This window comes from Roseiarcus sp. (genome assembly GCF_049514155.1).
In the GTDB taxonomy this organism is placed as follows: domain Bacteria; phylum Pseudomonadota; class Alphaproteobacteria; order Rhizobiales; family Beijerinckiaceae; genus Roseiarcus.
The window spans coordinates 1-7610 of the sequence record NZ_JBEKVH010000166.1; the positions used below are offsets into that span (position 1 = coordinate 1).

Here is a 7610-nt window from a genome sequence, read left to right on the forward strand (position 1 = left end):
TCGACGTCTATCGCATCGGCGACCGCAACCTGCTCGCCGAGACCGCGCGCGACGACTTTCTCAAGCCGATCACCATCTCGCGCGCGAGCGAGATCGAGCAGCAGGACGGCGTCAAAGTGTGGAGCGGGACGATGGACGTCGCCTCCGAACTCAACCAGGACATCGTCACCGATTTCCCGATCGCCAAGGCGGTCGGCAAGCTCGACCCCGGCGTCTATCTCGTCACCGCCCGGCCGTGGAAGGGCGCGAGCGCGCCGGCTGAGACCAGCGACGACGACCAGGATGCCGAGCTTGCGACGCAATGGATGGTCGTGTCCGACCTCGGCCTGACCACTTTCTCCGGCGACGACGGCGTCCATGTGCTCGCGCGTTCGCTCGCCACCGCCTTGCCGCTGTCGGGCGTCGAGGTGCGGCTGATCGCGCACAACAACGAAGTGCTGGCGACCAAGACCACCGGCGCCGACGGGCGCATCGACTTCGATCCCGGCCTGTCGCGCGGAACCGGCGGCTCGGCCCCCGGCCTGCTGGCGGCCACGCTCGGCGACGACTACGGCTTCCTCAATCTCGGCCAGCCGGCCTTCGACCTCACCGACCGCGGCGTCTCCGGCCGCGACGCGCCGAGCGCGCTCGACGCCTTCGTCTACACCGAGCGCGGCGTCTATCGCTCGGGCGAGACGGTGTTCGTCGCCGCGCTGCTGCGCGACGCGACCAGCGAGGCCAAGTCCGGCCTGCCGCTGACGCTGATGGTCAAGCGCCCCGACGGGGTCGAATACAAGCGCATGATCGTCGCCGACCAGGGCCTCGGCGGCCGCGCCGTCGCCGTGCCGCTGCTCTCCGACGCGATGGCGGGCAAATGGACGATCGACGCCTACGCCGATCCCAAGGGCCAGGCGATCGGCCACGCCGAATTCCTGCTCGAAGACTATGTGCCCGAGCGGCTCGACTTCGCGTTGAAAACCGCCAAGCCGACGGCGACGCCGGGCGAGCCGATCGACGTGTCGCTCGACGCGCGCTTCCTTTATGGCGCGCCGGCCGCCGGCCTCGACGTGACCGGCGCGATCCGCCTCGAGGCGGTGGCGGATTCGGCGCTCGCCGGCTTCCCCGGCTACGTCGCCGGCCTGACCGATGACGAGTTCACCGCGATCGAGAACCAGTTCCCCGACAAGTCGCAGACCGACGACAAGGGCCATCTCGACCTCTCCGTCGACCTGCCCGACGGCGGCGCCGCCAAGCCGCTCGAAGCGAAGATCATCGTCGACGTCGCCGAGGCCGGCGGGCGCACGGTCGAGCGCGTGACGACGCTGCCGGTGCGCGCCAAGGGGGCGATGATCGGCGTCAAGAAGGATTTCGACGACAGCCTCGGCCAGGGCGACGTCGCGACCTTCGAGGCGATCGCCGTCGCGCCCGACGGAACGCGCGCGGCGCGCAAGGCGGTCTCCTGGTCGCTCTACCAGATCAACGAAGACTACCAATGGTTCAACACTGACGGGCGTTGGAGCTACGAGCCGGTCAAGTCGTCGAAGCGCCTCGCCGCCGGAACCTACGATATCGACCCGCAGGCGCCGGCGAAGTTCAGCGCGCCGGTCGCCTGGGGCCGCCACCGCCTCGACCTCAAGTCGGCCGACGGCGAAGAGACGAGCATCAGCTTCGACGTCGGCTGGTCGGGGACCGCCGGCCCCGACACGCCCGACAACGTCGTCGTCACGCTCGACAAGGCGAGCTACGCGCCGGGCGACAAGGCCAAGTTGCGCGTCGCCTCGCATTTTGCCGGCAAGGCGACGATCGCTCTGGTCGGCGACAAGCTGGAGACGTTCATCGACGTCGATCTCGTCGAGGGCGACAATGTCGTGCCGTTCGAGGTCGGCGCCGACTGGGGCCCCGGCGCCTACGCCGTCGCGCTGACCCATCGACCGCTCGACGTCAAAGCCAAGCGCATGCCGGGCCGCGCGCTCGGCCTCGCCTGGTTCTCGATCGACGAGGCCGCCCATAAGCTCGACGTCGCGATCCAGGCGCCGGAGAAGACCCGGCCGCGCGAGCCGCTGACCGTGCCGATCCAGATCGGCGGCCTCGCGCCCGGCGAAGAGGCGGAGGTGGCGGTCGCCGCGGTCGACGTCGGCATCCTCAATCTCACCGGCTACAAGACGCCTGACCCGCGCGGCTATTTCTTCGGCCAGCGCAAGCTCGCCGTCGACATCCGCGACCTCTACGGCATGCTGATCGACGGCATGCAGGGCGCGGCCGGCGCGCTGCAGACCGGCGGCGACAGTTCCGGCAGCCTGGAAGGCAATCTGCCGACCCAGCCGCCGCTGGCGCTGTTCTCCGGCGTGGTCAAGGTCGGCGCCGACGGCGCGGCGCGCGTTTCTTTCAACTTGCCGGCGTTCAACGGCTCGGTGCGGGTGATGGCGGTCGCCTGGTCGAAATCGAAAGTCGGCTCGGCCGAATCCGACGTGATCGTGCGCGACCCCGTCGTCGTCACGGCGACCTTGCCGCGCTTCCTCGATCTCGGCGACCGCTCGCAGGTCCATGTCGACTTCGACAATGTCGAGGGCGAAGCGGGCGACTACCGGCTCGATTTCGACATCCACGGTCCGCTGACCGCCGACGCCGACGCTTTGACCCGGACGGTGAAGCTCGCCGCCCATCAGCGCGCGAGCCTCGCCGTTCCCATATCCGCCGCCGGCGTCGGAACCGCGACGGTCGATCTCAAGCTGACCGGTCCCGGACTGTCGCTGACCCAGCGCTTCCCGCTCGGCGTCTCCGCCGGCGCGCCGGACATCTATCGCCGCGTCATCAAGCCGCTCGCGGCGGGGGAGAGCGCGACCATCGCCGACGATCTGGTCGCCGATTTCGTTCCCGGCACCGGTTCGGTCTCGGTCGCCGCTTCGCCCTTCGGCGCGCTCGATGCGCCGGCGCTGCTGCAGGCGCTCGATCGCTATCCTTACGGCTGCTCGGAGCAGGTCGTCAGCCGCGCCATGCCGTTGCTCTATGTCAACCAGATCGCCGCGCTCGAACATCTCGCCGGCGACGGCGACGTCGACGCGCGCGTCAAGCAGGCGATCGACCGCGAAATGACGCGGCAGAGCGCCAACGGCGCGTTCGGCCTGTGGACGGCCGATTCCGACAGCGACGACGTGTGGCTCGACGCCTTCGTCACCGACTTCCTCACCCGCGCGCGCGAAACGTCTTTCGCCGTGCCGCAGGCCGGCTTCGACCTCGCGCTCGATCATCTGCGCAATTCCGTCGTCAACGCCGCCGACCCCGGCGAAGGCGCGGGCGAGCCGCTCGCCTATGCGCTCTACGTGCTGGCGCGCAACGGCAGGCCGGTGATCGGCGACTTGCGTTATCTTGCCGACGCCAAACAGGCGGTGTTTCGCACCCCGCTCGCCAAGGCGCAGCTCGCCGCGGCGCTGGCGATGCTCGGCGACCGCGCGCGCGCCGGCAAGGGCTTCGCCGCGGCGCTCGATGCGCTCGAAGCCGAGCAGGACGACGGGCTGTCGCGCCCCGACTACGGCTCGACCCTGCGCGACGCGGCGGCGACGCTGGCGCTGGTCGTCGAGGCCGACCTGACCTCGGCCGAACTGCCCGGCGACCCGATCGGCCGCGTCGGCGCCGTGCTCGAACGCGCCCGCGCGGCGCGCGTCTCCACCAGCACCCAGGAGAACGACTGGATGGTGATCGCCGCCGAGGCGCTCGCCAGGCAGAAGGCGCTGAGCCAGTTCACGGTCGACGGACAAAAGGTCGAAGGCGCGATCTACCGCAAATGGAGCGGCTTTGCGCTCGGCCAGAAGCTGATCACGATCGTCAACGCCGGCAAGGCGACGGCTGAGCTGGCGACGACCGCCTCCGGCGTGCCGATCGCCCATGACCCGGCCGCCTCCGAGGGTTACGCGCTCGAACGCACGTTCTACGAGCTCGACGGGACCAAGACCGAGCTGAAGACCGTCGCGCAGAACGAGCGCGTGGTGGTGGTGCTCAAGATCACCGAGAGCGAGGCGCGCTACGCCAAGCTGCTGGTGGTCGACCGCCTGCCCGCCGGCCTCGAGATCGACAACCCGACGCTGTTCGACAGCGGTTCGATCGACGCCTTCTCGTGGCTGAAGAAGGACATCGACCCGGTGCACACGGAGTATCGCGACGACCGCTTTGTCGCCGCTTTCGACCGCGAGCCCGGCCAGTCGGCGTTCTTTTCCGTCGCCTATGTCGTGCGCGCAGTGGCGCCGGGGCTGTACGTCTATCCGCCGGCGACGGCCCAAGACATGTACCGCCCCGACCGCTTCGGCCGCACGGCGTTCGGCGCGATCGAGGTGACGACGAAGTGAGGCGCGCTGCCGCCACCCGCCCCTTCCCCCCTTGCGGGGGAAGAGCCTGCCCCCGGGCGAAGACCCGGGGGTGGCCCGACGAAGTCGGGCCGGATGAGGGGTCGCGCCGAATGGCGCATCGCCCACGTGCGAGTTCCTAGATGCGCGTTCTCGATTCAATCATACGCTTCGGTCGTCGCGCTCCTGAGCAGCGCGCCTCAAGGCGCGACCCCTCATCCGTCGGGCTTCGCCCGACACCTTCCCCCGCAAGGGGGGAAGGGCCATCGCACGCTCGCGAACGCCGCTTCTTCGCCATCCTCGGCGCGCTCGTTTTCGTCTTCGGACTCGGCGGGCCCGCGGCGTGGAACGCCTATGTCGAAAGCCTTGGCCCGCTCGACCTCGCTTCCGCGCGGCTCGGCTCGACGGTCGTCGTCGACCGCGACGGCCGGCTGCTGCGCGCCTTCACCCTGCCCGACGGCCGCTGGCGACTGCCGACGACCGCCGGCGAGGTCGACCCGCGCTATCTGGCGATGCTGCTCGGCTACGAAGACGGCCGCTTCTACGCCCACCACGGCGTCGACTGGCGCGCGATGGCGCGCGCCGCCGGCCAGTTCGCAACCCGCGGCCACGTCGTCTCGGGCGGCTCGACGCTGACGATGCAGGTCGCGCGGCTGATCGAGCCGCGCGACGACCGCAATCTTTCCGCCAAGCTCAGGCAGATCGCGCGCGCCTGGCAGATCGAAGGCCGGATCGCCAAGGATGGAGTCCTCGACCGCTACCTGACGCTGGCGCCGTTCGGGGGCAACCTCGAAGGCGTGCGCGCCGCCTCGCTCTCCTACTTCGGCAAGGAGCCGCGAAAGCTCACGATTGGCGAAGCGGCGCTGCTGGTGGCGCTGCCGCAATCGCCGGAGACGCGTCGGCCGGAGCGCTTCCCCGACGCGGCGCGCATCGCCCGCGCGCGCGTGCTCGACCGCGTCGCGGCGCGCGGAATCATCAGCAGCGACGAAGCGGAGGCGGCCAAGCGCGAGCCGATCCCCGACGCGCGCAAGCCGCTGCCGATCCTCGCCGCCCATGCCGCCGAGGAGGCGGTCGCCGCCGATCCGAACGCGCGCGTCCTCACGTTGTCGATCGACGCACGGCTGCAGGAGAAGCTCGAAACGCTCGCGCGCGAGGCAGCGACGCGCCTCGGTCCGAGACTGTCGGCGGCGATCGTCGTCATCGACAATTCCACCGGCGAAGTGTGCGCGCGCGTCGGCGCCGCCGACTATCTCGACGCCGCCCGCGGCGGCGCGCTCGACATGTCGCGCGCGCCGCGCTCGCCCGGTTCGGCGTTGAAGCCGTTCATCTACGCGCTCGCCTTTGAACAGGGGCTCGCCCATCCCGAGACGGTGCTGTTCGACCGGCCGGCGCGTTATGGCGCCTACGCGCCGCAGAATTTCGATCTCGGCTACCAGGGCACGGTGACGGCGCGCAAGGCGTTGCAGATGTCGCTCAACCTGCCGGCGATCGAGCTGCTCGCCGACGTCGGCCCGACGACCTTTCTCGCCCGACTGCACGGCGCCGGCGCGGAAGTCGAGATGCCCAAGGACGCCCCGGTCGGCCTGGCGATTGGCCTCGGCGGCCTCGGCATATCCTTGACCGACCTCGCCCGACTCTATTCCGGCCTGGCGCGCGGCGGCGAAGCGCCGGCGCTGATCGAGCGGCTCGACGGCGCGCCGCCGACCATCGGCGCGAAGCGCGTCACCGATCCCGTCGCCGCCTATTACGTCGAGGACATCCTGCGTGGCGCGCCGCCGCCTTCAAGCGCGATTTCCGGCCGCATCGCCTTCAAGACCGGCACCTCCTACGGCTTCCGCGACGCGTTGGCGATCGGCTACGACAAGCTGACGACGATCGCGGTTTGGGTCGGCCGGCCCGACAACGGCCCGACGCCCGGCCTGATCGGCCGCCAGGCCGCCGCGCCGCTGTTGTTCGACGCCTTCGCCCGTCTCGGCCGCGACGTCGAGCCGATCCGCGCGCCCAAGGGCGTGCTGCGCGTCACCGCGAGCGCGGACTTGCCGCCGCCGTTGCGGCATTTGCGCCGCGACGCGCCCAAGACCATCGCCGCCGCCGGCGTCACGCCGCTGAAGATCGCTTTTCCGCCCGACGGCGCGCGCGTCGATCTCGGCCTCGCCGACCGCGAAGGCGACGAGACGCTCGCGCTCAAGGCGCTGGGCGGGGCGTTGCCGCTGACCTGGTTCGTCAACGGCCAGCCGATCGGCGAACCCGGCCTGCGCCGACAATCGGCCTGGCGACCGGACGGCGCCGGCTTCGCCCGCGTTTCGGTGATCGACGCCAAGGGCGCGTCGGACTCGGTCGTCGTCAGGCTCGAATGACCGCGCCTCAGGCGACGAGGCGCTTCTTCTCGGCGATGAGGCGGCGCGCCTCGACCTCGGGCACAGCCGGGCTGAAATAGAAGCCCTGCACCTCGGAGATCGTGCCGAGCCGCTCGATGAAGCGCAGCTGCAGATCGGTCTCGACGCCTTCGACCAGCACCGTCATCCCGAGCTTGCCGCACATCTGCGCGACGCTCTCGACCAGGATCGAGGCGCGCTCCTGCAAGCCGAGACCGATGGTGAAGGAGCGATCGATCTTGATCCGGTCGAGCGGGAAGGCGAGCACGTAGCTCAAGCTCGAGTAGCCGGTGCCGAAATCGTCGAGCGAGATGCGAACGCCAAGCTCGCGCAGCGCCGCCAACGTTTCGCGGGTCGAGCCGCGGTCGTCGAGCAGGGTGGATTCAGTGATTTCGAGGTCGAGCCGGCTGGCCGGGAGATTCGCCGCGGCCAGCGCCTCGCGCACCGTCTCGACGACGCGGCCGCTGCGGAACTGGGCCGGCGAAAGGTTGACCGAGACGCTGACTTCGCTCGGCCACCCGGCGCAGGCGACGCAGGCGCGGCGCAGCACGCTGGCGCCGAACTCGTTCATCAGGCCGAGCTCTTCGACGATCGGGATGAATTCGGCCGGCGAGACGCGGCCGCGCACCGGATGATTCCAGCGCGCCAGCGCCTCGAAGCCGGAGATCTGGCGGGTCGCGACTTCGACGATCGGCTGGAAATGGACCTCGATCGCGTCGTTGGCGACCGCGGCGCGCAGATCGAGTTCGACCAGGCGGCGGATCTGAATCTTGGCGTCCATCGACTTCTCGAACGCACGCCAATTGCCGCGCCCTTCCGCCTTGGCGGCGTAGAGCGCCATGTCGGCGTTGGAGAGGATCGCTTCGGGCGTCTCGCCGTCCTTCGGCGCGCTCGCCGAGCCGACGCTGGCGCCGACGAT

3 protein-coding genes are annotated in these 7610 nt (G+C 70.3%); 2 read left to right on the plus strand and 1 reads right to left on the minus strand.

Annotation, left to right across the window (positions count from 1 at the left end):
- Together ABSF49_RS18305 and pbpC are read left to right on the plus strand one after the other, a co-directional pair.
- Positions 1–4319: alpha-2-macroglobulin family protein (locus ABSF49_RS18305; protein ID WP_424114078.1), on the plus strand; the 4319-nt coding region annotated here is incomplete at its 5' end.
- Positions 4320–4459: 140 nt separating this feature from the next.
- Positions 4460–6673: a penicillin-binding protein 1C gene (gene pbpC, locus ABSF49_RS18310; RefSeq protein ID WP_424114079.1), complete on the plus strand. Its 2214-nt coding sequence runs from the start codon at positions 4460–4462 to the stop codon at positions 6671–6673.
- Between the two features lie 7 nt (positions 6674–6680).
- Here pbpC and ABSF49_RS18315 read toward each other — a convergent pair.
- On the minus strand, positions 6681–7610 hold a 930-nt coding region (locus ABSF49_RS18315; protein WP_424114080.1), incomplete at its 5' end, for a putative bifunctional diguanylate cyclase/phosphodiesterase.

Excerpts from the sequence above, each read along its gene's own strand:
- pbpC (WP_424114079.1), top strand. The coding sequence starts at position 4,460 with ATGCGCGTTCTCGATTCAATCATACGCTTCGGTCGTCGCGCTCCTGAG.